The organism is Micromonospora sp. CA-259024, from assembly GCF_050936255.1.
Lineage (GTDB): Bacteria > Actinomycetota > Actinomycetes > Mycobacteriales > Micromonosporaceae > Micromonospora.
In genome coordinates, this window is the sequence record NZ_JBNJND010000001.1 from 3,763,885 (window position 1) to 3,788,161 (window position 24,277).

Genomic DNA, 24,277 nt, shown 5'->3' on the forward strand with positions numbered 1-24,277 from the left:
CCGGTCGGCCCGGCGTCGTCGTGTCCGGCCGGTGCCGGAGTCAGGGGATGGCGGTGGCGCCGAGGGCGGTGAGGTAGGCGTCGGCGAGCACCGCGTGGCCGGGCAGGTGCGGATGGACCCGGTCGTCGGCCCAGCGCTTCGCCGGGCTGACCGCCAGCACCCGGTCGAACGCAGCCTGGTTGGGCACGTGCACCGCGTCGAACTCGGCGGCCAGCCCCGCCACCACGGCCGCGTACCGGTCGGTTTCGGCGCGTTGCGGGTCGCGACGGTCCGCCTCGATGAGGAACGGGTCACCGAGGATCAGCCGGCAGCCGGTGGCGGCAACCGCCCGACGAAGCAGGTCACGCAGGGTGCGCTCGTACTCGTCGATGCCGACGGCCTCGTCCGACCGGTCGCCGTAGCGCCGCCAGATGTCGTTGATACCGATCAGCACCGAGAGCCAGTCGGGGCGCTCGGCGATGGCGTCGTCATCCCAGCGGGCCGCCAGGTCGCGGACGGTGTTGCCGCTCACACCCCGGTTGATCCACTCCAGCTCCAGCTCGGGGTGCCGCGCGCCGACCAGGGCACGCACCAGGCTGACGTAGCCGCTGCCGTAGGGCGCGGCGGCGTCGCGCCGGCCACAATCGGTGATGCTGTCGCCGATGAAGACCACCCGTTGCCCGGTTCGCAGGAGCATCCGCCGTCACCTCGCGATCACCGGCGCGCCGACCCGCCCGGCTTGGTGAGAACCGACGGAACGCGCTATCTTCAACAGTTCGAGGACACAAAAAAGAACGGCTAAAAGCCGTTCCTGCAAACGATTCTAATCTTTAGGGAGACGGCTTGTCAAGGCACTCCGGCGGTTCCGGCGAATTGCCGCTCGACGACGAGATCGGTCGCGAGCAGGAGTACGTCTCGATGCTCTACGACCGGCTGGACGGGCTGCGTGAGCAGGCCGCCCACCGGCTCACCGCCGAGCTGCGCAACACCGGCGGCACCCTCCAGGACCGCTCGCAGCGGGACAGCTCGGTAGCGATGTACGCCGATCAGGTCGAGCAGTTCTCCGCCGTGGAGAACGGGCTCTGCTTTGGCCGCCTCGACGGCGACGACGACTCCCGCCACTACATCGGCAGGATCGGCATCTTCGACACCAGTGGTGACTACGACCCGCTGCTGATGGACTGGCGGGCCCCCGCCGCCCGCCCGTTCTACCTCGCCACCGCCGCCAACCCGCAGGGCGTACGCCGCCGACGGCACCTGCGCACCCGCCAGCGCAAGGTGACCGGCCTCAACGACGAGGTGCTCGACATCGACACCGCCTCCCCCGGCGCCCACGAGGAGCTGACGGGTGAGGCGTCGTTGCTCGCCGCGCTCAACGCGGGTCGCACCGGCCGGATGCGCGACATCGTCGAGACCATCCAGGCCGAACAGGACGAGATCATCCGTGCGGAGCTGCCGGGCGTGATGGTCGTCCAGGGCGGTCCTGGCACCGGCAAGACCGCCGTCGCGCTGCACCGGGCGGCGTACCTGCTCTACACGCACCGCCGCGAACTCTCCAGCCGGGGCGTGCTGCTGGTCGGCCCGAACGCGACCTTCCTGCGCTACATCTCCCAGGTGCTGCCGACGCTGGCCGAGACCGGCGTGCTGCTGCGTACCCAGGGCGACCTCTTCCCGGGGGTGAGCGCCCAGCGCGCGGAGCCCGCCGAGACGGCCGCCCTCAAGGGCCGGGCCGTGCTGGCCGAGGTGCTGGCGCTGGCCGTACGGGACCGGCAGTGGGTGCCCGACGAGCCACTGGAGATCGAAGTCGAGCGGGAGGTGCTCACCCTCGACCCGGAGACCGTGCGCACCGCCCGGGACCGGGTCCGCCGCACCGACCGGCCGCACAACCTGGCACGGGCGCTGTTCGACGTGGAGATCGTGCACGCGCTCGCCGATCAGGTTGCCGAGCGGATCGGCGCCGACCCGCTGGGTGGGGACAACCTGCTCGACGAGGCCGACCGGGCCGAGATCCGCCGGGAGCTGCGCGACGAACCGGAGATCCGGGCCGCCCTCGACCGGCTGTGGCCGGTGCTCACTCCGCAGCGCCTGCTCGCCGACCTGTACGCCGACCCGGACCGGATCGCCACCGCCGCGCCGATGCTCACGGCTGAGGAGGGGGCGTTGCTCCATCGGCAACCGGGTGGCTGGACGCCGGCCGACGTACCGCTGCTGGACGAGGCCGCCGAACTGCTCGGCGAGGACGAGCGGGCCGCCGCCGCCCGCCGGGATCGCATCCGCATGATGGAACGGGAGTACGCCGAGGGCGTGCTCGAGATCGCCCGGGGCTCCCGTTCGATCGACGTCGAGGACGAGGCCGAGGGCGGTGAGATCCTCGGCGTGACCGACCTGATCGACGCGGACCGGCTGCTGGAACGGCAGGAGGAGTCCGACCGCCTCACCACCGCGCAGCGGGCCGCCGCCGACCGGACCTGGGCGTTCGGCCACGTCATCGTGGACGAGGCGCAGGAGCTGTCCCCGATGGCCTGGCGCCTGCTGATGCGCCGCTGCCCGAGCCGGTCGATGACCATCGTCGGGGACGTCGCGCAGACCGGCGCGCTCAGCGGCACGCCGTCCTGGGCGGACGCCCTCAGCCCGTACGTGGCACAGCGGTGGCGGCTGACCGAGCTGACGGTCAGCTACCGCACCCCCGCCGAGATCATGGCGGTCGCCGCCGACGTGCTGGCCGAGATCGACCCGACACTGCGGCCGCCGCGCTCGGTGCGGGAGAGCGGCGTACCCCCGTGGGACCGGGCGGTGCCCGACGAGCAGTTGGCGGCGGAACTCGTCTCGGCGGCCGCCCGGGAGGCAGCCGGGCTGACCGAGGGCCGGCTCGGTGTACTCGTGCCGGCCGGTCGGGTCGACGAGTTGGGATCGGCGGTGACCGCCGCGTTGCCGGAGGCCGCCGTGGGCGAGCATCCGGAGTTGGAGAGCCGGGTGGTGGTGCTGACCGTCGCACAGGCCAAGGGGCTGGAGTTCGACTCGGTGCTGGTCGTCGACCCGGACCGGATGGTGGCCGAGTCGCCACGCGGACGCAGCGACCTGTACGTCGCGCTCACCCGCGCGACCCAACGCCTGGGCATCCTGCGCCCCAGCAACTGACCGGACCCCGAGAGCCGCGCCGCCCCCGCCGAACGAGTAATCGGCGGGGGCGGCGCGGTGGCGTCGCTCGGTAGGTCAGTCGCCGACCGTCCGGTCCCTGATGGACTTGGCCGGACCGGTCGCGGACGTGGACTGGTCGCTGGTGCCGCCGCCCATCGGGGTGCTCAGGCCGCCGGTGGTGGCATCGCCGGTCGTCGTCGGGGCGACCTTGCCCCGGTGCCGCTCCGGCTGCCGCGCCACCCGGCGCACGCTCGCCGGACCGGCGGTGCCACCGGTGGTGGTGACCGCGCCCTGCCCCCCGACGGGGCCACCGTCGCGCAGCACCTGCGGATCGACCCGTACCTTCGCCGGATCGTCCGGGTCGTCGCGCTGGATCTGGCTCTGCACATCGGTGCGAGGCACCGTCACCTCGTCGACGGCGCCCTTGCCGTACACGCCGCCAGCGATCCGATCCTCGGCCTGGCGGGCGGCATCCTGCCGCATGTCGTCCTCACGCACGTCCATCACCTCGCAGAAGCTGTGGAACTGACTGCGTGCCCGACCACCGGCCGGCCAAACCCGGTGTGACCGGGAGGTGGTCCACGGCGGTTCACCGCCACGCCGCCCGCTGGCCGCCTGCACGCCGCCGACGATGTCCATGCTGTCCGGCGACCGGTGGGAGATGCCCGCCGACAGGAGGGAATGACAGCGTGCGCACAGTACGGCGTACCGCAGTCGCGGCCCTGGTGGCCGCGACCGTGACGACCGGGCTCGCGGTGCCCGCCCAGGCGAAGCCGCGACCGGACCGGACATTCGACGTGCAGGCCCACCGGGGCGGCCTCGGGCTGCGGGTGGAGAACACCCTCGCCTCCTTCGGCAACGCCCTCCAGCTCGGGGTGAGCACCCTCGAACTGGACGTGCAGATCACCGAGGACGGCCAGGCCGTGGTCACCCACGACCGGAAGATCAGCGGCACCAAGTGCGTCGACACCACCCCGGTGACGCCCGGCGACCCGGAGTTCCCGTACGTCGGGAAGTACGTCAACACGCTCACCCTGGCCCAGGTGCGCTCACTCGACTGCGGCTCGAAGACGCTCTCGGACAAGCCCGGCCAGGTGGCCGTCCCGGGGGCCCGGATGCCGTTGCTGCGTGAGGTTTTCGCGCTGGTCAACCGCTACCAGGCGAAGGACGTGAAGCTCAACGTCGAGACCAAGGTGGAGGCCGGCGCGCCGACCGAGACCGCGCCCCGTGAGCAGTTCGTCCGGGTCACCGCGGCCGAGGTCCGTGCCGCCGGGCTGCTCAAGCAGGTCACCATCCAGAGCTTCGACTGGGGCGCGCTGATGCGCATGCGCCAGGTCGAGCCGAAGCTGCCGCTGGTGGCCCTGACCAACTACGACTTCCTTCAGACCGGCCAGCCGGGCGCCTCGCCGTGGCTCGGCGGGCTGGACATCGACGACTTCGGCGGGGACCCGATCCGGGCCATCCGCAGCTTCGGCGCCAGCGCCTTCTCGCCGGTGCACGGTATGCCGCAGAACGGCACGGTCACCGACCCCGGCTACAAGCCGTACGTCACCAAGGAGATGGTCGCCCAGGCGCACCGCTACGGGATCAAGGTGATCCCGTGGACGGTCGACGACGTGCCGACCATGGCCAAGCTGATCGACGACGGCGTGGACGGCATCATCACCGACTACCCGGACCGGCTGCGTGGCCTGCTGGCGCAGCGCGGCTACCAGCTGCCGAAGGCGTACACGGCGCCGTTCGACATCCAGGCGCACCGCGGCGGTCGGGCCACCCAGCCGGAGAACACCCTGCCGGCGTTCTCGAACGCGCTGTCCAACCGGGCCATCTCCACGCTGGAGCTGGACACCGGCGTGACCGCCGACGGCAAACTCGTGGTGCTGCACGACCGCACCGTGAACGGGTCGCACTGCATCGACACCGCCCCGGTACGCCCCGGTGACCCTCAGTTCCCCTACGTGGGCAAGCCGGTACACGAGCTGACCCTGGCGCAGCTCAAGACCGTCGACTGCGGCACGAAGACCCTGCCCGAGCTGCCCGCGCAGGTGCCCGCGCCGGGTGCCCGGATCCCGACCCTGGACGAGGTCTTCGCCCTGGTGAAGGCAAGTGGCCGCACCGACGTCGGAATGAACATCGAAACGAAGATCAGCCCGGTGGTGAACGACACCGAGCCGTACCGCAGCTTCACCCGCAAGCTGGTCGACGCGGTCCAGCGTGCCGGTTTCACCAACCGGGCCACCATCCAGTCGTTCGACTGGCGCACCATCACCTACGCCCGCCAGCTCGACCGGCGGATCGGCACGGTCGGCCTGGTCTGGCAGTACGGCCCGGCCGAGTGCGCGACCCTCGCTGACGAGTGCTCGCTGCAGGCGGTCTACGGCAACCCCTCGGTGAAGAGCCCGTGGACCGGTGGACTGGACTGGTGGAAGTACCAGGACCTGGGCAAGCTGACCCGGGCCGCGGGCGCCGGCACAGTGTCCGCCAACTGGCAGGTGCACGACCCGAAGCAGGGCACCGTGGCCTCGGCCGACTGGTACCTGCGGGAGAACCCGGCGTACTTCCACGGACCGGACGTCCGGACCCTGCAGACGCGGTACGACCTGAAGGTGATCCCGTACACCGTCGATGACGCAAAGGTGATGCAGCGGGTCATCGACCTGGGCGTCGACGGCATCATCACCGACGACCCGGACCTTCTGGTGAGCGTCGCGATCCGCAACGGCCTGCGCTGACCCGCTGACCACCCGACCGCCGGCCGGATTTCCGGCCGGCGGTCGGTGTTACCTGCTGCCGGGCCTCGGGTAGTCGGGGGGTGTCCCCGCCGTGAAAGCGAACCGTGCCGTGGCCGAAACGCGGTAGCGGGGCGAGGGAATGCAGGTACGACTCATCGCATCCTGAGGAGGACCAGATGAGCACGCAGGCTGCTTCCACCCGGCCGATGAACCGGCCCATGAACGACCCGCAGCATCCCGCCGCGATGCGGGAGACGCAGCAGATGCCGATCATGCACGACGGGCGTCGCAACGACATGCAGGCACCCGGTACGGAGACCAAGCAGGCGTTCAAGACCACCGAGTTCTGGATCTACCTGATCGCGGTGGCCGCCGTACTGGGCGCCTCGCAGGTCGTCGGGAAGAACTCGGCTGGGGTGGACATCTTCCGGGCCGACAACGCCTGGTTCCTGATCACCCTGCTGACGCTGGGCTACCTCGGTAGCCGAGGCCTGGCCAAGGCCGGCAGCAACTGGCGCAGCGGCGAGGAGCGCAAGGCCCGGCACTGACCGGTTCACAGCGCACGGTGGCCTCCGGGAGAACTCTCCCGGAGGCCACCGTCGTCTGTGTGCGACTACTACTCGTCGCCGCCGAAATCTCCGCCGAAGTCGCCTTCGAACGCGTCCTCGATCATCTCGCCCGCGATCATGCCGCCGGCGACGCCGAGCGCCGCTCCGGCGACCATTCCGCCCATCCCGTGCCCACGGCTGTGGCCGTGCCCGTGGCTCGGGCCGTACTGAGAGCGCAGGCTGCCGTAGCGGGACGTGGTCTCCCGCAGCCAACCGTCGACGACCTGCGCCCAGTCCACCCGGTCAGCGTCGGTGTGCGACACCTGGTAGCGGCCGAAGGCGTCGTGCCCCGCGCTGAGGAACCCGCCGCGCTTGTCGCACTCCAGGATGACCTCCACACCGCGCTGGCTCGTCACGAAGGTCAGCTCGACCTCGCGGATCGTGTTCGCGTACTGCGGGGAGGCGAAGAACTCGATCTCCTGGTAGAACGGCAGCGTCTGCTGGACGCCCCGGATGTGGCCACGCTCCAGGTCGGCGTGCTTGAACCGGAAGCCGAGCCGCTGGAACGCCTCGAGGATCCGCTCGTGCACCGGCAGCGGGTGCACGGCCACCTGGTCCAGGTCGCTCTTGTCGACCGCGCGGGCGATCGCCAGCTCGGTGCGCAGGCCCATCGTCATGCCGTGCAGGCGCTGGCCGTACACGTCGGTGATCGGGGTCTCCCACGGCACCGGCAGCTGGAACGGGATCGAGAGCTGCTGCTTCGGCGCGAGCTGGAGTGGACCGCTGACCGCCATTCGGTGGAACTCCATCGTGCCCGCGTACTCGGTGTCGTGTCCTTCGACCTCGACCCGGGTGACCAGGCCGATCACCACCTGCTCGATGGCTGCCTCGGCGTCGCCGCCGACGAGGTTGACCTGCCCGTCGAGGGTCAGGCCGGGCCGGGTGTTGGGGTTGGTCAGCACGGTGTCCACGCTGGGACCGCCCACACCGAACGCGCTCAACATCTTCTTGAAGACCATCGGAACTCCTGTGCGACGCCGACCGCTCCAGGCTGGAGTCGGACGTTGACTCGAACGGCACCCTATCCAGCACCCCTGTGAGGTGGCTGTGAAGTGCCGTCCGGCCGGCGCGTCCGTCAGCGCCACTTGATCGACTCGGGTTCCGGGAAACCGGGGCATCCCCACGAGCCGGACACCCCGACTTCCGTGAACCCGAGTCGGTCAGACGCGCTTTCGCGACTTCCTCCACCACAACTCCGCGATCGACGCGGACTGGCTCGCCTAGCCGGGCTCGACAACCACCAGCTCACCGACCTGTTCGCCGATCGTGGTGCGCGCCTCGGCCGGTAGCCCGACGTCGGTGATCAGCACGTCGGCGGCCTCCAGCGGGGCGATGGTGGCGATGCCGATGGTCTCCCACTTGGTGTGGTCGGCGAGCACCACCAGCCGGCGGGCGGCGCCGATCAGGCAGCGGTTGACCCCGGCCTCCAGCAGGTTCGGCGTGGTGAACCCGGTCCGTGGGCTGAGCCCGTGCACACCGAGGAAGAGCAGGTCGACGTTGAGCGCGCTGATCGCCGCCTCGGCCACCGGCCCGGTCAACGCGTCCGACGGCGTGCGGATACCACCGGTCAACACGACAGTCTGGTCGGCGCGCGGATTCTGGTAGAGCGCGTCGGCCACCGGGATCGAGTTGGTCACCACGGTCAGCCCTCGTACGTCGGAGAGCAGTGTCGCCAGCGCGGCGGTGGTGGTGCCGGCGGAGAGCGCGATGGCCATTCCCGGCTCCACCATGGTCGCCGCCCGCTCGGCGATGGCCCGCTTCTCCGCCTGCTGGCGGATCGACTTCGCCGCGAAGCCGGGCTCCTCGGCCGAACCGGGCCCGGCGAGCGTCGCGCCGCCGTGCACCTTGTCCACCAGGCCGCGCTCGGCCAGTACCTCCAGGTCACGCCGGATCGTCATGTCGGACACGCCGAACCGGCTGACCAGTTGGCTCACCCGTACACCGCCGCGTTGACGGATCAGATCGAGGATGGCGGTCTGCCGTTGCTGGGCGAGCATCTGGGAAAACCTCCTTCGCGCCGTGGCTGTCGCCGGGGTGGTCAGGCCGGGTCGTCGGTCCGATCCTCGCGGACGACCGCCACCTCACCGGCCGGCAGCGTCAGCTCACCGGTGCAGTGCGCCCCGGTCAACAGCTCGATGCCGTGCACCGGAAGCCGTACCTCCGCCTCGGTGTGGTTGATCGCGAACAACCAGGTCCGGTCGCCGTCCCGCCGGCGTACCACCTCGACCCCGGTCGGCGCCTGCGCCGCCGGGCGGACGCCGGCCTCGGCGACGAGCCGGGCGACCAGCCGGTCCGTGGCCGGCTCGTCCAGCCGGGTGCCGACGTACCAGGCGGCGCCGTCGCCGACCCGGTGCCGGGTCAGCGCCGGCACACCCGGCAAGGGCCCGTCGGTGTACGACGCGAGCACCTGGGCGCCGTCGGGGTGCAGCCACTCGGTCCACACGTCGGCGGTGCTGCCGTCGTCCAGTCGGACCTGCTCGCCCTCGCGCAACGGGAAGAACTCCTCGGTCCGTACGCCGAGCAGCTCCCGGAACGCGCCCGGGTAGCCGCCCAGCCGGATGTGGTCGTTCTCGTCGACGATGCCGCTGAAATAGGTGACCGCGGCGGTGCCACCGGCCTCCACGTACCGGCGCAGCGCGTCGACGTCGGCGTCCCGGACCAGGTAGAGGGTCGGCGCCAGAACCAGGCGGTAGCCGCTGAGGTCCGCCGACGGGTGGATGATGTCGACGGTCACGCCGGCCCGCCACAGCGCGCCGTAGAGAGCGGTCAGGCGGTCGGCGTAGCGCACGTCGACGCTGGGGTGCGAATCCAACTCGACCCCCCACCAGGCCTCCCAGTCGAACAGGATCGCCACCTCGGCGTCCACCCGACTGCCGCGTACCTCGGCCAACGCCCTGAGGTCCGCGCCGAGCTGGCAGACCTCGCGGAACACCTTGGTGTCCGGCCCGGCGTGCGGCACCAGCGCGGAGTGGAACTTCTCGGCGCCGGCCCGGGACGCGCGCCACTGGAAGAACAGCACCCCGTCGGCGCCACGCGCGACGTGCGCGAGGCTGTTGCGGCGCAGTTGCCCGGGCAGCTTGGCCACGTTGCGCGGCTGCCAGTTGACCGCGCTCGTGGAGTGCTCCATCAACAGCCAGGGATCGCCACCGGCGACGCCCCGGGTGTGGTCGGCGGAGAGCGCCAGCCCGAGGTGCGCCTGCGGGTCGGCGGCGGTCAGGTAGTGGTCGTTGGAGACGAGGTCCACATCGGCGGCCCAGGAGTGGTAGTCCATGTGCTTGACGCCCGTACCGATCATGAAGTTGGTGGTCACCGGCTGGCGGACCAGCTTGGCGAGCACGTCCCGTTCGGCGCGCAACTGGGCGCGTTGCTCGTCGGAGGAGAAGCGCAGGAAGTCGAGCTGCTGCGTGGGGTTGGCGAAGGTCGGCGCGGTGCGCGGCGGGTTGATCTCGGCCCAGTCACCGTAGCGCTGGCTCCAGAACGCGGTGCCCCAGGCGGCGTTGAGCCGGTCCAGGTCGCCATGGCGCTCGCGCAGCCAGCCACGGAACGCCTCGGCGCTGACGTCGCAATAGCAGTGCACGTTGTGGCAGCCCAGCTCGTTGGAGACGTGCCACATCACCACCGCCGGGTGCTCGGCGTACCGGCCGGCGACCGCCCGGACCAGCTCCAGCGACCGCTCCCGAAAAACGGGGGAGCTGGGGCAGTACGCCTGTCGCCCACCCGGCCAGAGGATCGCGCCGTCGGCCCGGCGGGGCAGCGTCTCCGGGTACGCGCGGGCCAGCCACGGTGGCGGGCTGGCGGTGGCGGTGGCGAGGTCGACCTGGATGCCGCCGTCGTGCAGCAGGTCCAGCACCCGGTCCAGCCAACCGAACTCGAACCGGCCGGGAGTGGGCTCCAGCAGGGCCCAGGAGAAGATGCCGACGGAGACCAGGTTGACCCCGGCCCGACGCATCAGCTCGACGTCCTCGGACCAGGTCTGCTCGGGCCACTGCTCGGGGTTGTAGTCGCCGCCGAAGTAGATGCCGTCACCCTGCCATCGCCGCATGAGAGCTGAGGGTGCACCTGACGGGACACCAAAGTCAACAGGTTCCAACATCGATTTCTTTCCAACGTTTACCTTGTAACGGCCGTGTCACGACTGGGTTATCAGAGGCGAACTGCCCTCTTGACAGCGCACGACTGACGGGTAGCTTGAGGCCCCAATGGCCGTTCGTGTTCGCCAATGTGGATTCTCGGTGGATCCCAATGTGTGATCACGACGCCGGACCTGCCTTCACCACCCCGAAGACCCTTGGGCGTAGCACCTCTTCATCCGCAGGAGGCACAGATGTCCCGTCCCCAATCCCAAGCCGAGTACCTGGCTCGGCTCGTACCGTCATCCGTAGCCGGCATCAACCGACGCTCGCTGCTGGCCGGCGCGGCCGGCACCGGCGCGCTGCTCGGCACCGGCCTGCTCGCCGGCTGCGGCGACGACTCCGGCTCCGGCGGGTCCAGCAAGGACGTGTCGCTCGGCTCGAACCAGTCGGACCCAAAACCGAAAGACGTCCTCGCCAAGGTCACCGACGGGTTCAAGACCTCGTCGGGCGTCCAGGTCGCGGTGAACACGGTCGACCACAACACGTTCCAGGAGAACATCAACAACTACCTGCAGGGCAAGCCGGACGACGTGTTCACCTGGTTCGCCGGCTACCGGATGCGCTTCTTCGCCCAGAAGGGCCTGGCCGGCGACATCAGCGACGTGTGGGGCAAGCTCTCCGGCTATTCCGACGCCTTCAAGAAGGCATCGACCGGCGACGACGGCAAGCAGTACTTCGTTCCGGCGACGTACTACCCGTGGGCGGTCTTCTACCGCAAGTCGGTCTGGCAGCAGTACGGCTACCAGGTGCCGAAGACCATCACCGAGTTCACCGACCTCGGCGCGCAGATGAAGAAGGACGGCCTGACCCCGATCGCCTTCGCCGACAAGGACGGCTGGCCGGCGATGGGCACCTTCGACATCCTCAACCTGCGGATCAACGGCTACCAGTTCCACATCGACCTGATGGCCGGCAATGAGGCGTGGACCTCCGACAAGGTCAAGAAGGTCTTCGACACCTGGGCCGGCCTGCTTCCGCTGCACCAGCCGGACAGCCTCGGGCGCACCTGGCAGGAGGCCGCGCAGTCGTTGCAGCAGAAGAAGAGCGGCATGTACCTGCTCGGTCTCTTCGTCGGCCAGCAGTTCAGCAACGACGAGCAGGACGACCTCGACTTCTTCACCTTCCCCGAGATCGACCCGTCCATCGGCGCCAAGGCGCTGGACGCCCCGATCGACGGCTACATGATGGCCCGCAAGCCCAAGAACGAGGACAACGCCCGCAAGCTGCTGGAGTACTTCGGCGGCAAGGCCGCGGCGGACATCAACCTCAAGAACGACCCGGCCGTCCTGGTCGCCAACACCGGTGCGGACGTCGGCGCCTACACCGCGTTGCAGAAGAAGGCCGCCGAACTGGTCGGCTCGGCCACCGAGATCGCCCAGTTCCTCGACCGGGACACCCGGCCGGACTTCGCCTCCACGGTGATCATCCCGGCGCTCCAGCAGTTCATCAAGGACCCCAAGGACATCAGCGGGCTCACGTCGTCCATCGAGAACCAGAAGAAGTCGATCTTCACTGACTGACGGCGGAAGGGGGAGGACATCGTGTCCGACCTGCCCCTGATCCAAACGGATCACGCCGTGCCACCGCCGGCCGCGACCCCCTCCACGGGTGGTCGTCGCCGGCGGCTACGGCTCCTGTCCCGCACCGACCGCGTGGTCATCACGCTGATGGTGCTCGTCCCGCTGCTGCTCGTCACCGGGTTCGTCTGGCTGCCGGCGGCGGCCACCGTCCTGCTCTCCGGCACCAACTGGGACGGCATCGGCCCACTCAACGAGATCGAGTTCGTCGGCGCGCGCAACTACAGCGACGTGGTGAACATCTACCCGCCGTTCGTGCCGGCGGTACAGCACAACCTGCTCTGGCTGGCGGCGCTGTTCGTGGTCGCCACCCCGTTCGGCATGTTCCTGGCCGTCCTGCTCGACAAGGAGCTGCGCGGCAGCCGCTTCTACCAGACCGCGCTCTACCTGCCGGTGGTCCTCTCACTTGCGCTGATCGGCTTCGTCTGGCAGCTGCTCTACTCCCGCGACCAGGGTCTGATCAACGCCGTGTTCGGCAGCAACGTCGACTGGTACGGCGACTCGAACGTCAACATCTGGGCGGTCCTGGTCGCCTCCGGATGGCGGCACGTCGGGTACATCATGCTGCTGTACCTGGCCGGGCTGAAGGGTGTCGACCCGTCACTGCGGGAGGCCGCCGCGGTCGACGGCGCCTCGGAGGCCCGCACCTTCTTCCGGGTGGTGTTCCCGGTGCTACGGCCGATCAACATCATCGTGCTCGTGGTGACGGTGATCGAGTCGCTGCGCGCGTTCGACCTGGTCTGGGTGGTCAACAAGGGCCGCAACGGGTTGGAGCTGATCTCCGCGCTGGTCACCCAGAACGTCGTGGGTGAGGCGAGCCGGATCGGGTTCGGCTCGGCGCTGGCGACGATCATGCTGATCGTCTCGCTGGTCTTCATCACCATCTACCTGGCGACCGTGATGAGGGAGAACCGGCAATGAGCGCCGCGACCATCACCCGACGTACCGAGGGCGGGCCCGACGCACCGCAACGCCGCCGCAGGATGACCCCGCTGCGGATGCTGCTGCACGGTTTCCTCATCGCCGTCTCGCTGGCCTGGCTGTTCCCGATCGCCTGGGCGGTGCTGACCTCGCTGCGCTCGTACGACTACACCGCCGCCAACGGTTACGTCTCGTTCGGTGGCTGGACCTTCGACAACTACGTCACCGCCTGGCGGACGGCGGAGTTCGGCCAGCACTTCCTCAACTCGGTGTACATCACGGTGCCGGCGGTGCTGCTGACCCTCTTCCTCGCCTCCTGCGTGGCGTTCGTCATCGCGCGGTTCAGCTGGAAGCTCAACATCGTGCTGCTCGGGGTGTTCACCGCGGCCAACCTGCTGCCCCAGCAGGCGCTGCTCATCCCGCTGTTCCGGCTGTTCACCGAGGTGCCGTTGCCGGAGTTCATGAGCGACTCGGAGTTGCTCTACGACAGTTACTGGGGCCTGATCCTGATCAACGTCGCCTTCCAGTGTGGATTCTGCGTCTTCGTGCTCAGCAACTACATGAAGGCGCTTCCCCGCGACCTGTACGAGGCGGCGATGGTCGACGGGGCGAGCATCTGGCGGCAGTACTGGCAGGTCACCATGCCACTGTGCCGGCCGGCCCTGGCCGCGCTGGCGACTCTGGAGGTGACCTGGATCTACAACGAGTTCTTCTGGGCCACCGTCCTGATGCGCACCGGCGACAAGTTCCCGGTCACCAGCTCGCTCAACAACCTGCGCGGCGAGTTCTTCACCGACAACAACCTGGTCTCGGCGGGCAGCGTGCTCGTCGCGATCCCCACCCTGGTGATCTTCTTTATGCTCCAGCGGCACTTCGTTCGGGGCCTGACCTTGGGAGCCTCCAAAGGATGACCATCCTGCACCTGCGCCGCGCGCGGACCAGCCTGGTGCTCGACGCGCGCGGCCCGGGGCTGCCCCGGGTCGCGCACTGGGGCGGCGACGTCGGCGACCTCGACGACGAGGGCCTGCGCCAGCTCGCCGACGCGACCGTACCGCCGCTGGTGCCGAGTAGCTTCGACGAGCCCGCCGTGCTGTCCCTGCTGCCGGAACCGAGCGCCGGCTGGGGCGGCCGGCCCGGCCTGGCCGGGCATCGCGACGGCACCGGCTGGTCCACGGCGTTCCGGCTGGACGGCCTCGACGTCGGCCAGCCCGCCGAGGCCTCGGCGCGGGTGACCGTCCGGGCCAGCGACCCGAGCGCGCAACTGTCGCTGGCGGTGGAGATCGAGGTGGACCCGACCGGGTTGCTGCTGCTGCGCCACCGGCTGCGCAACGACGGTGACAGCGCGTACGAGCTGCGCGAGCTGATTCCGGTGCTGCCGGTGCCGGCGGTCGCCACCGAACTGCTCGACCTGACCGGCCGGTGGTGCCGGGAACGCTCCCCGCAACGGCACTCGTGGCAGCAGGGCAGCTGGGTCCGGGAAGGCCGGCACGGGCGCACCGGGCACGACGCCACGTTGCTGCTGGTGGCCGGTACCGCCGGGTTCGGCTTCGGCCACGGTGAGGTCTGGGCGGTACACACCGCGTGGAGCGGCGACCACGTCACCTTCGCCGAGCGGCGGCCCACCGGCGAGTCGACCCTCGGCGGTGGTGAACTGCTGGCTCCCGGTGAGGTGCGGCTCGGCCCCGGCGAGTCGTACGACACTCCCCTGCTCTACGCGGTCTGGTCCGACGCCGGGCTCGACGGGCTCAGCGACGTCCTGCACACCCATCTGCGGGCCCGCCCCGGGCACCCGCGCTCCCCCCGCCCGGTCACCCTCAACGTCTGGGAGGCGGTCTACTTCGACCACGACCTGGACCGGCTGCGGACGCTCGCCGACCGGGCCGCGCAGATCGGCGTGGAGCGGTTCGTGCTCGACGACGGTTGGTTCCGCGGTCGGCGCGACGACACCGCCGGCCTCGGCGACTGGTACGTCGACGACGGCGTCTGGCCCGACGGCCTGCAACCGCTGATCGACCACGTGACCGGCCGGGGCCTGCAGTTCGGCCTCTGGGTCGAGCCGGAGATGGTCAGCCCCGACTCCGACCTGTTCCGCGCTCACCCCGACTGGCTGCTGGCCGTACCGGGACGACTGCCGCCGTCGTGGCGCAACCAGCAGGTGCTCGACCTGGGCCGCCCGGAGGCGTACGACTACGTGCTGGAACGCCTCGACACGCTGCTCAGCGCGCACCCCGGCATCAGATATCTCAAGTGGGACCAGAACCGGGACCTCACCGAGGCCGGGCACCACGGCCGCCCCGGGGTGCACGGGCAGACCCTGGCGGTCTACCGGCTTCTCGACGAGCTGCGCCGACGCCACCCGGGCGTGGAGATCGAGAGCTGCTCGTCCGGCGGCGCCCGGGTGGACCTGGCCATCCTGGCCCGCACCGACCGGGTCTGGGCCAGCGACTGCAACGACGCCCTGGAACGGCTCAGCATCCAGCGCTGGACGGGGCTGCTGCTGCCGCCGGAGCTGATCGGCACGCACATCGGCCCGGAGCGCTCGCACACCACCAACCGGGTGCACGACCTCGGCTTCCGGGCCGCGACCGCGCTCTTCGGCCACCACGGCATCGAGTGGGACATCGCCTCGATCAGCACTGACGACCAGACCGAGCTGGCCGCCTGGGTGGCGCTGCACAAGCGGCTCCGCCCGCTGCTGCACGCCGGCCGGGTGGTCCGGGTCGACCACCCGGACCCGGCCGTCTGGGCACACGGCGTGGTCGACCACGACAACGGCCGGGCGGTGTACGCGGTCGCTCGGCTGGTCACCTCGGTGGCGCAGGCTCCCGGTGCGGTACGCCTGCCCGGCCTCGACCCGGGTCGGCGTTACCGGGTGCGGCCGGTGTCCGGCGTACCGGCCCCGGCGACCATCGACCGGTCCGCGCCGGCCTGGCTGGGCGCCGGTGTCACCCTCACCGGGGCGGCACTGGCCCGGGTGGGCGTGCAACTTCCCGCGTTGCACCCGGAGCAGAGCCTGGTGCTGGAGGTCGACGCCGTCGACTGAAAAGATTCCGGGGAATCTTCTGCCGGGGTGTCGAGAAGGGTGCCGCCTGCTTCTACCTCAGGGTGAGAGCACCGAGGATGGTGCGCAGGCGTGAGGAGCGAGACGATGAAGTACATGCTGCTGATGCAGTTCAGCGCTGCCGGGACCGACTTCCCGAGCATCGACACCTGGACGCCCGAGGAGATCCAGGCGCACATCGCGTTCATGGGCGAGGTCAACGACAAGCTCACCGCCGCCGGGGAGTGGGTCGACGGCCAGGGCCTCGGCGGCCCGCAGCAGGCCCGGATCGTCCGTGCCGGTGAGGGCGGGACGCCGGTGGTCACCGAGGGGCCGTTCGCCGAGACGAAGGAGTTCCTGGCCGGCTTCTGGATCGTCGACTGCGACAGCCCGCAGCGGGCGGTGGAACTGGCCGCGTACATCTCCACCGCACCCGGCCCCGGCGGCCGGCCACTGAACATGCCGATCGAGGTGCATCCGGTGATGTCCGCCCCGGCACCGGAGCTGTGACGGCTGACCACCACCGATCCCCGCATCGAGGACCTGCTGCGCGAACTCGCGCCGCAGGTCCTCGGCGTGCTCGCCCGTCGTTTCGGTGACTTCGCCACCGCCGAGGACGCGGTGCAGGAGGCGTTGCTGGCCGCGGCCACCCAGTGGCCGGCCGAGGGGCTGCCGACGAACCCGCGCGGTTGGCTGATCCAGGTCGGTTACCGCCGGATGATCGAGCTGGTCCGGGGTGAGCAGGCCCGGCGCCGCCGGGAGGACCTGGTCGCCCGTCGGGATCCGGACGACCGGCAGTACGCACCGGCCGCGGACGAGGAGTTGACCGCCGAGCGGGACGACACCCTGGTCCTGCTGATGCTCTGCTGCCACCCCGCGCTGTCGACGTCCTCGGCTGTGGCGCTGACCCTGCGGGCGGTCGGCGGGCTGGGCACCGCCGAGATCGCCCGCGCGTTCCTGGTGCCCGAGGCGACCATGGCCCAGCGGATCAGCCGGGCCAAGCAGCGCATCCGCTCCTCCGGGCTGCCGTTCCGGATGCCGGAGCCGCCGGAGCGGGCGGACCGGTTGGCCGCCGTACGGCAGGTGCTCTACCTGATCTTCACAGAGGGGCACACCAGCAGCGCCGGTCCGGGCCTGCGCCGCATCGACCTCGCGGCCGAGGCGATCCGGCTGACCCGCGCGCTGCACACCCTGCTGCCCGGCGACAGTGAGTCGGCCGGGTTGCTGGCGCTGATGCTGCTCACCGACGCGCGCAGCCCAGCTCGGACCGGTCCGTCCGGCGAGCTGATCTCACTGGCCGATCAGGACCGCAGCCGCTGGGACACGGCGGCCATCGCCGAGGGCGTCACGCTGGTCACCCGGGCGCTGCCGCGCGGGCCGGTCGGCCCGTACCAGGTGCAGGCCGCCATCGCCGCGCTGCACGACGAGGCGCCCAGCACAGCGGAGACGGACTGGCCGCAGATCCTCGCGCTCTACGAGGTGCTGGAGCGGCTGACCGGCAGCCCGGTGGTGGCGCTCAACCGGGCCGTGGCGGTCGCCATGGTGCACGGGCCGGCCGCCGGACTGGCCGCCCTCGACGCGCTGATGCACGACCCGCAGCTGGTCGGACACCACCGGCTGGCCGCCGCCCGCGCCCACCTGCACGAGATGGCCGGCGACCAGGCGCAGGCGATCGCCGACTACCGGACCGCTGCCGCTCGCACGAGCAGCCTTCCCGAACAGCGCTACCTGAGCATGCGGGCGGCCCGGCTCGCCGCCGCATCCGGAGACGCTCTACCTCCGCCGGCCGCGGTCGAGCCTTAGGAGGCAGCGGCTCGGCCATGGCCCGCAGCTCGGCCCCGAGGCGCGGCTCGGCCCCGGGGCGGCTCGGTCAAGGCGCGGGCTCGGCCAAGGCGGGCGCGGCCAAGGCGCCGGCGCGGGCTCGGCCAGGGGCGGGCTCGGCCAGGGGCGGGCAGGTGTCCGGGCCGTCCTTTGGAGCTGATGCCGTAAACGATTCATCCACCGGGACGGGTGCCGGCCCCGCGCATCCGATTAGTTTGTGACATCAGCTCCACAGGAGCCGGATGACAGACGCCGGGGCCGCACGGACGCCGCGACGACGGGTCGGCCGGGCGCTGGCGTCGCCGCCACTAACCTCAGCAGCGACGCGTTCATCGACCACCGACGACCAGGGGGACGCATGGCGTACGTGCTGCTGGGAATCGCCATCCTCGCCGAGGTGCTGGCGACCAGCCTGATCAAGAGCACCGCCGGGTTCAGCCGCCTCTGGCCGACGCTGGGCTGCCTCGGCGGTTACGCGCTGGCGTTCCTCCTGCTGGCCCAGGCCGTCAAGGAGATACCGGTGGGCGTCGCGTACGCCCTCTGGTCGGGTCTGGGCACCGCGGCCATCGTGGCGATCGGGACGGTGTTCCTGGGTGAGTCGGTGGGGCTGGCCAAGCTCACCGGCATCGCCTTGATCGTCGCCGGGGTCGTCATCGTGAACCTGGCTGGGGAGCACTGACCACGACGGGTTCCGGTGGCCGGGCCCGTCGCGGACCTGGCCACCGGCCCGGCGGTCAGGTCGCGGTGCAGCTCACCTCCGGTTTGGCGTTGGTGCCCGTCCAGCCGCCGAGGAAGCCGAAGCTGGCGCTGGCTCCGGCCGCGAGCCGGCCGTTGTAGTCCGCGTTGCGCGCGGTCACCGTGTTGCCGCTGCTGGTCAGGGTCACGTTCCAGGACTGGGTGACGCTCTGGCCGTTGGCGAAGGTCCACCGGGTGGTCCACCCGGTGATCGCGGTGGCGCCGGCGGTGACGCGTACCTCGCCCTGGAAGCCGCCCTGCCACTGGTTGGCGATCGTGTACGTCGCGGTGCACCCGCCGGCCGGCGGCGGCGTGGTGGTGGGCGGCGGCGTGCCACCGAAGACGCTGGCCTCGCGGGCGGTCTGCCTGATGCCGTTCGCACCGTTGAAGATCCGCTGGCCCCAGGTCGTCAGGCTGGCCGGGTTGAAGGCGGTGGCCATGTCGAGATATTCCACGCCACCGCTGTTACCGCTCCACGACCAACCCAGCCAGCCGATCCCGTTGGCCTGGCTGTACGCGAGGATGGTGTCCTCGTCCGGGTCGCCGTCGGAGTGGTTGAAGCCGAACTCCCCGACCACGATGGGCAGCCCGGCGGTGCGGAAACGGCCCAGGTAGTCGGTGATCTCCGCGGCGGTGTCGAAGACGCCGTACATGTGGACGGAGAAGACGGTGTTGCGGGCCGGGTCGGCGGCGAAGACCGACGCGGCGTTGTCGCGCATGGTGAACGACCAGTCCTGCCCCCAGTTCGGCGCGTCCACCATGATGGTGTGGGTCAGCCCACCGGCGCGCAGACGCTTGATCGCGTTGGCGTTGTCGGTGGCCCAGGAGGCATAGCCCTGGTTGCCGTACGGCTCGTTGCCGATGTTGACGATGACGTATCTTTCCTGGCCGGTGAGGACGTCGGCGAGGCTGAGCCAGTAGTCGACGGCCCGGGCGAGGGTGATCGCCCCGCTCTGCTCGCCGTACCCGGTGGTGTCGTGCACCTCGAGCACACAGATCAGCCGGTTGGCCTTGCACAGCGAGATGACGTTCGCGACGTCGGCGTTGGTGTTGCGGGTCCAGCGGTCGCCGCTGGAGAGCACCACCCGCACCGTGTTCGCACCGAGCGCCTTGACGTCGGGGAACGTGCTGGTCTGCTGCGGGTACCAGGTGTGCGCGTGGTTGACGCCACGCATGACGAATTCGGTGCCGTTGGCGTCGTACAACGTGCCGTTCGCGACGGTGAAACCGGCCGCGGCGTGCGCCGGCTGGCCGAACGCCAGCAGGGCGACGAGCAAAGCGAGCAGAGCCGCGCCGGCGGCGGAGAGTCGAGTCTTCATGGCCTTCCTCAGGGAGGACCCCCGGTGCCCGACAGGGGTGGGACGTGACAGGGAAGGCGGCTGCAGCCCGGCAGCCGCCGCCCGGCTCCCGGCGGCAGGCATCAGCGTAGGACGATGAACTGGTCGGCGCAACCGGTTCAGTGACCGGGGCCGAGCTGCACACAGCCGTGACGGCCCACGCAGGCGCGGGCCGTCACGGGGCGATCATCCCCACCACAGGATGTGCGCCACACCCCGGCTCTTAACCGGTTAAGAGCGACGGTAGGCAGGCCGCCGCCGTCCGTCAAGCAGTGCCGGGGGCCGAACCGGACGGGAGGGTTGACCGCTGTCGACCTGGGTATCCCGGGAACGATCCGTCGGTGGAAGGGGAACCAGGATGGTCAGCGTCGGCTACACCCTGATGAGCGAGCAGGCCGGACCCAAGCAACTGGTCGACCATGCGATCCGGGCCGAGGCGGCCGGTTTCGACCAGTTGGTGATGTCCGATCACTACTACCCCTGGTTGGACTCCCAGGGCCACTCCCCGTACGCCTGGTCGGTGCTCGGCGCGGTCGCCCACGCCACCTCCCGGGCGCAGCTGATGTCCTTCGTGACCTGCCCGATCCGCCGCTACCACCCGGCCGTGGTCGCGCAGAAGGCCAGCACGATCGGCGCGCTCTCGGACGGCCGGTTCACCCTCGGCCTGGGCGCCGGCGAGAACCTGAACGAGCACGTGGTCGGCGGCTGGCCACACGTACAGCAACGGCACGAGATGTTCGAGGAGGCGCTGCAGATCATCCGGCCGCTGCTCAACGGCGAGACGCTGACCTTCTCGGGCAACCACTTCGACGTGCCCGACGCCTATGTCTGGGACCGCCCGGAACGCCCGGTCCCGATGGCCGTCGCCGCATCCGGTCGACAGTCCGCGACGCTGGCCGCCGAATACGGCAACGGCATCATCTCCACCGAGCCCGACCCCCACATCATCGAGATGTACGACGACGCCGGCGGTGCCGGCCAGCCCCGCTACGGACAGGTGGCCATCTGTTACGGCCCCGACGAGGCGGAGTGCCGAAAGATCGTGCACGACCAGTTCCGCTGGTTCGGGATGGGCTGGAAGGTCAACGCCGATCTGCCGGGCCCGGAGTCCTTCGCCGCCGCCACCCAGTTCGTCCGGGAGGAGGATGTCGCCGAGGGCATCTCCTGCGGCCCGGACGTGGACGCGCACGTCGAGGCGTTCCGCAAGTTCGTCGACGCGGGCTTCACCCACGTGGCGATCGTCCAGGTCGGCGGTGAGACCCAGCCGATGTTCCTGGACTGGGCGCAGGAGCAGCTGCTGCCCCGGTTGCGCGAGCTGTGAGCCGAGCTGGGACCGATCGACCAGGCGGCTCGACCCGACTCACCCGCGCCGGCCGGTTCGGGCTGACCGAGCTGCGGCTCGCCATGGCCGCGCCCCGACCGGCCGCCGGACTCACCAGCGAGTGGCGGCTCGTCGGCGGACTACGCACCCACACCCGGCGCGGTGCGGACCCGGGGACCGGGACGCCGCCCGTGGTGCTGGTGCACGGCCTGGCGGTGTCGCACCGTTACCTCACCCCGCTGGCCGTCGCGCTCGCCACCACCCATCCGGTGTACATGCCGGACCTGCCCGGCTTCGGGCTGACCGAACACCCCCACGGCGCGTACGACGTACGCGGGCACGCGGATCACCTGGCCGCCTGGCTGGCCGCGTACGGATTGCCGCCGGTCTGCCTGCTGGGGCACTCGTTCGGCGCGGAGGTGGCCGCCTCGGTCGCCGCGAACCACCCGGGCGCGGTACGCGCGCTGGTGCTGGCCGGGCCGACCAGCGACCCGGCGGGCCGGTCCCGACGAACACAGGTCGGCCGGTGGCTGGTGGACACCCTGCGCGAGGCGCCGTTGCAGGCGCCGATCCTGGCCCGCGACGTGTGGAACGCCCGACCCTGGCGGGTCTTCGCGACGCTGTCGTACTCGGTGCGCAACGCGATCGAGGCGGACCTCGTCCGCATCACCACGCCGACCCTCGTCCTGACCGGTGATCGCGACCCGGTCGTGCCGGCACGATGGCGGGACCAGGCCGCCCGGCTGGTGTCGGACGCCCACCGGGTGGTCGTTCCCGGCGCCGCGCACAACGTGGTCACGACCGCCCCGACGGCGGTCGCGACCGCGATCCGCCACACCCTCGCCCTCGCTCCCGCACTCACGGACAGGTGAACCTCATGCGCTTCGGCAACGTGGAGATCCGCCCGCTCGGCGGTGGCCTCGGCTGCCTCCTGATGATCCTCTTCTCGATCGTCGCCTCGGTGGTGCTGACCGTCCTCCTCAACCTGCTGCTGTGAGCCGTCAGCCCCGGGCGGCTCGGCGGGTCAGCGGCGCAGGCCCAGGGCGCTGAGCACCTCCCGGGAGGCGAGCCGGGCCGGATCGAGCACCGAACGGCGGGTCCAGCGGGCCGCTGGCGCGACCGTGGCCCGCCAGGTTGCCCGGATGCCGTGCGCCAGCGGCACGACCGTCACCGACCAGACCCAGCGGACACCCCGCGCCAGCGGCCGTACGGTGTGCCGCCACAACCAGCGCAACCCCCGCCCGATCGGGCGCAGCAACAGTCGGTAGAGCACCCGCAGCACCCATCCGGCCGTCCACCACGCACCGGCCACCGCGGCGACGACCAGCCGGCCGAACCCCACCACGACCCACCAGATCCCCCGGGCCAGCGCGGTGAGCGCGGCACTCAGCGCACCAGCGAGCACGCCCACGCCGCGCCACAGCAGCCGGCCGACGGGCGTGAGCGCCGCGCCCAGCCACCGCAACGGCCGCAGGACCAGGTGTTCGGCGAGCCAGACCACCACGCGGCCCAGGCCGACGAGAGGCGGACGCAGCACCCTGTGGGCCAACCAGACCAGCGGTGCCCAGAGCACCGTGCGGGCCACCCACGCGACGGAGTACGCCAGCCACACCAGCGGACGCCAGATCAGGGTGCGGGCCACCCACGCGAGGCCGCGCGCCAGCCACACCAGTGGGAGCCAGACGAGGGTGCGGGCCGCCCACGTCACGGGGAGCCAGAGCAGGTTGCGGGCGCACCAGAGCAGCGGGAGCCAGACCAGTCGGTGCAGGGCCCATGCCAACGGGGAGAGCAGCCACCGGCGCAGAAACCGGCCAGCCGGGCCGAGCAGGTGCCGGTGCAGCAACCGGCCGGCAGCCGCGATCAGCTCCCAGAGCAGGCGTACCGGCAGCACCACGACCAGCGCCACACCCCGCGCGACGGCCGCGACGAGCGGGAGCGCGACGGCGTCCGGCTCCGCCGTGTGCACGGGTGGCGAGTCGGGGGCGGGCCGCGCCACCGCCGGGGCGGTCGGGCGACCGCTCGGTGCACCGGGCAGTGGCGGGCGGATGATGGGGCGATCGGTCACGGTGGGCACCGTAGCCGGCGCGCGCCACGCCGTGGGCCCCTCGACGACAGCCGTCAGCCGACGCTCAACTCGAGCGTGGTCAGGAGCGGATAGTGGTCGGAGGCCGTGTCCGCCGCTCCGCCACGGATCACCCGACAGTCGCGGACCCGCTCAGCCAGCGCGCGGGTGCCGAGCAGGTAGTCCAGGCGCATCCCGGCGAACTCGGCCCCGCCGAACCGGGTGGGGACGGTGAGGCCGTCGGCCTCCGGCGCCGCGACCGCGAACGAGGACCAGAGGTCGACCAGGCCGGCGGCGAGCAACCGGGCGATCGCGCGGGTGTCCACGGTGCCACCGGTGCGGCGCAGGTGCCGTCGCCGGTAGAGGGTGGGCATACCGGCCAGGCGTGCGGTGTGGTCGACGGTCGGGTCGAGCGAGTTGAGGTCACCGGCGACCAGCGTCAGCGGCCCCTGGGTGCGCCGCATCGCGGCGACCAGCCAGTCGACCTCCATCCGCCGTCGTCCCCCGGAGTACGGGTGGAGATGGGTGCCGAGCACGGTGAGCGGGCCGGCGGACGTGGCCACCACGACGCGGGCGGCGGCGTGGTGGAACGGCCGGCGCACCGCCCCCGCGTCGACGACCTGGAACGGCGGCCGGACCAGCACCGCCACCGGCTGCCCGAAGCAGGATCGGGCCAGGTGGGGCGTCATCCCCACCCGACCCGCCACCTCAGCCATCAGCCCGTCGCGGTCGAAGCCGCGCAGTTCCTGGAGGGCCAGCACGTCCGGTTCCTGCTCGTTGACGACCTGGACCACCTGATCCAGCCGGTCGGGGGCGCCGCGATCCCGGCCGCCGGTGCGGATGTTCCAGGTCATCACCCGCAGCACGGCGGCG

Annotated in this window: 20 protein-coding genes; 12 read left to right on the top strand and 8 right to left on the bottom strand. The window is 71.0% G+C overall.

Going from position 1 to position 24,277, the window contains the following annotated elements; all coding sequences use genetic code 11:
- Window positions 1–40 precede the first annotated feature (40 nt).
- Entirely contained in the window at window positions 41–676 is a 636-nt protein-coding gene (locus ACQEUX_RS16585; protein ID WP_433048057.1) for an SGNH/GDSL hydrolase family protein, read from the bottom strand.
- A 146-nt stretch (window positions 677–822) separates the two neighbouring features.
- Between ACQEUX_RS16585 and ACQEUX_RS16590 the strand changes: the two genes are divergently transcribed.
- Entirely contained in the window at window positions 823–3,117 is a 2,295-nt protein-coding gene (locus tag ACQEUX_RS16590) for a HelD family protein (RefSeq protein ID WP_433048061.1), read from the top strand.
- A 75-nt stretch (window positions 3,118–3,192) separates the two neighbouring features.
- Here ACQEUX_RS16590 and ACQEUX_RS16595 read toward each other — a convergent pair whose 3' ends face one another.
- Window positions 3,193–3,615 (bottom strand): hypothetical protein, encoded by a 423-nt coding sequence (locus tag ACQEUX_RS16595; RefSeq protein WP_433048064.1) that lies wholly within the window; start codon window positions 3,613–3,615, stop codon window positions 3,193–3,195.
- A gap of 191 nt (window positions 3,616–3,806) precedes the next feature.
- On the opposite strand from ACQEUX_RS16595, the gene ACQEUX_RS16600 reads away from it, so the two are divergent.
- Window positions 3,807–5,849 carry a glycerophosphodiester phosphodiesterase family protein gene (locus tag ACQEUX_RS16600; protein WP_433048067.1) on the top strand — a complete coding sequence of 681 codons (2,043 nt, stop codon included), beginning with the start codon at window positions 3,807–3,809 and terminating at the stop codon, window positions 5,847–5,849.
- 263 nt (window positions 5,850–6,112) lie between these two features.
- The gene (locus ACQEUX_RS16605; protein ID WP_433049889.1) at window positions 6,113–6,397 is read left to right on the top strand and encodes a hypothetical protein; all 285 of its coding nucleotides are present in this window, start codon (window positions 6,113–6,115) and stop codon (window positions 6,395–6,397) included.
- 68 nt (window positions 6,398–6,465) lie between these two features.
- Here ACQEUX_RS16605 and ACQEUX_RS16610 read toward each other — a convergent pair whose 3' ends face one another.
- The 3 genes from ACQEUX_RS16610 to ACQEUX_RS16620 all read right to left on the bottom strand — a co-directional run bounded on the left by ACQEUX_RS16610 (window position 6,466) and on the right by ACQEUX_RS16620 (window position 10,499).
- Window positions 6,466–7,416 carry a sporulation protein gene (locus tag ACQEUX_RS16610; protein ID WP_433048070.1) on the bottom strand — a complete coding sequence of 317 codons (951 nt, stop codon included), beginning with the start codon at window positions 7,414–7,416 and terminating at the stop codon, window positions 6,466–6,468.
- Between the two features lie 261 nt (window positions 7,417–7,677).
- Entirely contained in the window at window positions 7,678–8,454 is a 777-nt protein-coding gene (locus tag ACQEUX_RS16615; RefSeq protein WP_433048073.1) for a DeoR/GlpR family DNA-binding transcription regulator, read from the bottom strand.
- Window positions 8,455–8,495: 41 nt separating this feature from the next.
- A complete protein-coding gene (locus ACQEUX_RS16620) occupies window positions 8,496–10,499 on the bottom strand; it encodes a beta-galactosidase (RefSeq protein WP_433048076.1) in 2,004 nt (667 codons plus the stop codon).
- A gap of 282 nt (window positions 10,500–10,781) precedes the next feature.
- Between ACQEUX_RS16620 and ACQEUX_RS16625 the strand changes: the two genes are divergently transcribed.
- The 7 genes from ACQEUX_RS16625 to ACQEUX_RS16655 all read left to right on the top strand — a co-directional run bounded on the left by ACQEUX_RS16625 (window position 10,782) and on the right by ACQEUX_RS16655 (window position 18,628).
- Window positions 10,782–12,110 carry an ABC transporter substrate-binding protein gene (locus ACQEUX_RS16625; RefSeq protein WP_433048079.1) on the top strand — a complete coding sequence of 443 codons (1,329 nt, stop codon included), beginning with the start codon at window positions 10,782–10,784 and terminating at the stop codon, window positions 12,108–12,110.
- 21 nt (window positions 12,111–12,131) lie between these two features.
- The gene (locus ACQEUX_RS16630) at window positions 12,132–13,088 is read left to right on the top strand and encodes a carbohydrate ABC transporter permease (protein WP_433048082.1); all 957 of its coding nucleotides are present in this window, start codon (window positions 12,132–12,134) and stop codon (window positions 13,086–13,088) included.
- Window positions 13,085–13,999: a carbohydrate ABC transporter permease gene (locus ACQEUX_RS16635; RefSeq protein WP_433048085.1), complete on the top strand. Its 915-nt coding sequence runs from the start codon at window positions 13,085–13,087 to the stop codon at window positions 13,997–13,999. Before ACQEUX_RS16630 ends, ACQEUX_RS16635 begins: the two co-directional genes overlap by 4 nt.
- Window positions 13,996–16,131 (top strand): alpha-galactosidase, encoded by a 2,136-nt coding sequence (locus ACQEUX_RS16640; protein WP_433048088.1) that lies wholly within the window; start codon window positions 13,996–13,998, stop codon window positions 16,129–16,131. Before ACQEUX_RS16635 ends, ACQEUX_RS16640 begins: the two co-directional genes overlap by 4 nt.
- A 105-nt stretch (window positions 16,132–16,236) precedes the next feature.
- A complete protein-coding gene (locus ACQEUX_RS16645) occupies window positions 16,237–16,638 on the top strand; it encodes a YciI family protein (RefSeq protein ID WP_433048091.1) in 402 nt (133 codons plus the stop codon).
- Window positions 16,639–16,662: 24 nt separating this feature from the next.
- On the top strand, window positions 16,663–17,931 hold the full coding sequence (locus ACQEUX_RS16650) for an RNA polymerase sigma factor (protein WP_433049892.1): 1,269 nt from the start codon (window positions 16,663–16,665) through the stop codon (window positions 17,929–17,931).
- 376 nt (window positions 17,932–18,307) lie between these two features.
- Entirely contained in the window at window positions 18,308–18,628 is a 321-nt protein-coding gene (locus ACQEUX_RS16655) for a DMT family transporter (protein WP_433048094.1), read from the top strand.
- 55 nt (window positions 18,629–18,683) lie between these two features.
- Here the strand turns inward: ACQEUX_RS16655 and ACQEUX_RS16660 are convergent, their stop codons facing one another.
- Window positions 18,684–20,003 (bottom strand): cellulase family glycosylhydrolase, encoded by a 1,320-nt coding sequence (locus tag ACQEUX_RS16660; protein WP_433048097.1) that lies wholly within the window; start codon window positions 20,001–20,003, stop codon window positions 18,684–18,686.
- A gap of 376 nt (window positions 20,004–20,379) precedes the next feature.
- On the opposite strand from ACQEUX_RS16660, the gene ACQEUX_RS16665 reads away from it, so the two are divergent.
- Both ACQEUX_RS16665 and ACQEUX_RS16670 read left to right on the top strand, forming a co-directional pair.
- Window positions 20,380–21,342 carry a TIGR03557 family F420-dependent LLM class oxidoreductase gene (locus ACQEUX_RS16665; RefSeq protein ID WP_433048100.1) on the top strand — a complete coding sequence of 321 codons (963 nt, stop codon included), beginning with the start codon at window positions 20,380–20,382 and terminating at the stop codon, window positions 21,340–21,342.
- Entirely contained in the window at window positions 21,339–22,214 is an 876-nt protein-coding gene (locus ACQEUX_RS16670; protein ID WP_433048103.1) for an alpha/beta fold hydrolase, read from the top strand. Before ACQEUX_RS16665 ends, ACQEUX_RS16670 begins: the two co-directional genes overlap by 4 nt.
- A gap of 152 nt (window positions 22,215–22,366) precedes the next feature.
- Here ACQEUX_RS16670 and ACQEUX_RS16675 read toward each other — a convergent pair whose 3' ends face one another.
- Window positions 22,367–23,407 carry a hypothetical protein gene (locus ACQEUX_RS16675; protein WP_433048106.1) on the bottom strand — a complete coding sequence of 347 codons (1,041 nt, stop codon included), beginning with the start codon at window positions 23,405–23,407 and terminating at the stop codon, window positions 22,367–22,369.
- 53 nt (window positions 23,408–23,460) lie between these two features.
- The gene (locus ACQEUX_RS16680; RefSeq protein WP_433048109.1) at window positions 23,461–24,270 is read right to left on the bottom strand and encodes an endonuclease/exonuclease/phosphatase family protein; all 810 of its coding nucleotides are present in this window, start codon (window positions 24,268–24,270) and stop codon (window positions 23,461–23,463) included.
- Window positions 24,271–24,277: the final 7 nt, after the last annotated feature.

Excerpts from the sequence above, each read along its gene's own strand:
- ACQEUX_RS16665 (WP_433048100.1), top strand. The coding sequence starts at position 20,380 with ATGGTCAGCGTCGGCTACACCCTGATGAGCGAGCAGGCCGGACCCAAG.
- ACQEUX_RS16625 (WP_433048079.1), top strand. The coding sequence starts at position 10,782 with ATGTCCCGTCCCCAATCCCAAGCCGAGTACCTGGCTCGGCTCGTACCG.
- ACQEUX_RS16615 (WP_433048073.1), bottom strand. The coding sequence starts at position 8,454 with ATGCTCGCCCAGCAACGGCAGACCGCCATCCTCGATCTGATCCGTCAA.
- ACQEUX_RS16660 (WP_433048097.1), bottom strand. The coding sequence starts at position 20,003 with ATGAAGACTCGACTCTCCGCCGCCGGCGCGGCTCTGCTCGCTTTGCTC.
- ACQEUX_RS16635 (WP_433048085.1), top strand. The coding sequence starts at position 13,085 with ATGAGCGCCGCGACCATCACCCGACGTACCGAGGGCGGGCCCGACGCA.
- ACQEUX_RS16610 (WP_433048070.1), bottom strand. The coding sequence starts at position 7,416 with ATGGTCTTCAAGAAGATGTTGAGCGCGTTCGGTGTGGGCGGTCCCAGC.
- ACQEUX_RS16640 (WP_433048088.1), top strand. The coding sequence starts at position 13,996 with ATGACCATCCTGCACCTGCGCCGCGCGCGGACCAGCCTGGTGCTCGAC.
- ACQEUX_RS16655 (WP_433048094.1), top strand. The coding sequence starts at position 18,308 with ATGGCGTACGTGCTGCTGGGAATCGCCATCCTCGCCGAGGTGCTGGCG.
- ACQEUX_RS16645 (WP_433048091.1), top strand. The coding sequence starts at position 16,237 with ATGAAGTACATGCTGCTGATGCAGTTCAGCGCTGCCGGGACCGACTTC.
- ACQEUX_RS16620 (WP_433048076.1), bottom strand. The coding sequence starts at position 10,499 with ATGCGGCGATGGCAGGGTGACGGCATCTACTTCGGCGGCGACTACAAC.
- ACQEUX_RS16585 (WP_433048057.1), bottom strand. The coding sequence starts at position 676 with ATGCTCCTGCGAACCGGGCAACGGGTGGTCTTCATCGGCGACAGCATC.
- ACQEUX_RS16605 (WP_433049889.1), top strand. The coding sequence starts at position 6,113 with ATGCCGATCATGCACGACGGGCGTCGCAACGACATGCAGGCACCCGGT.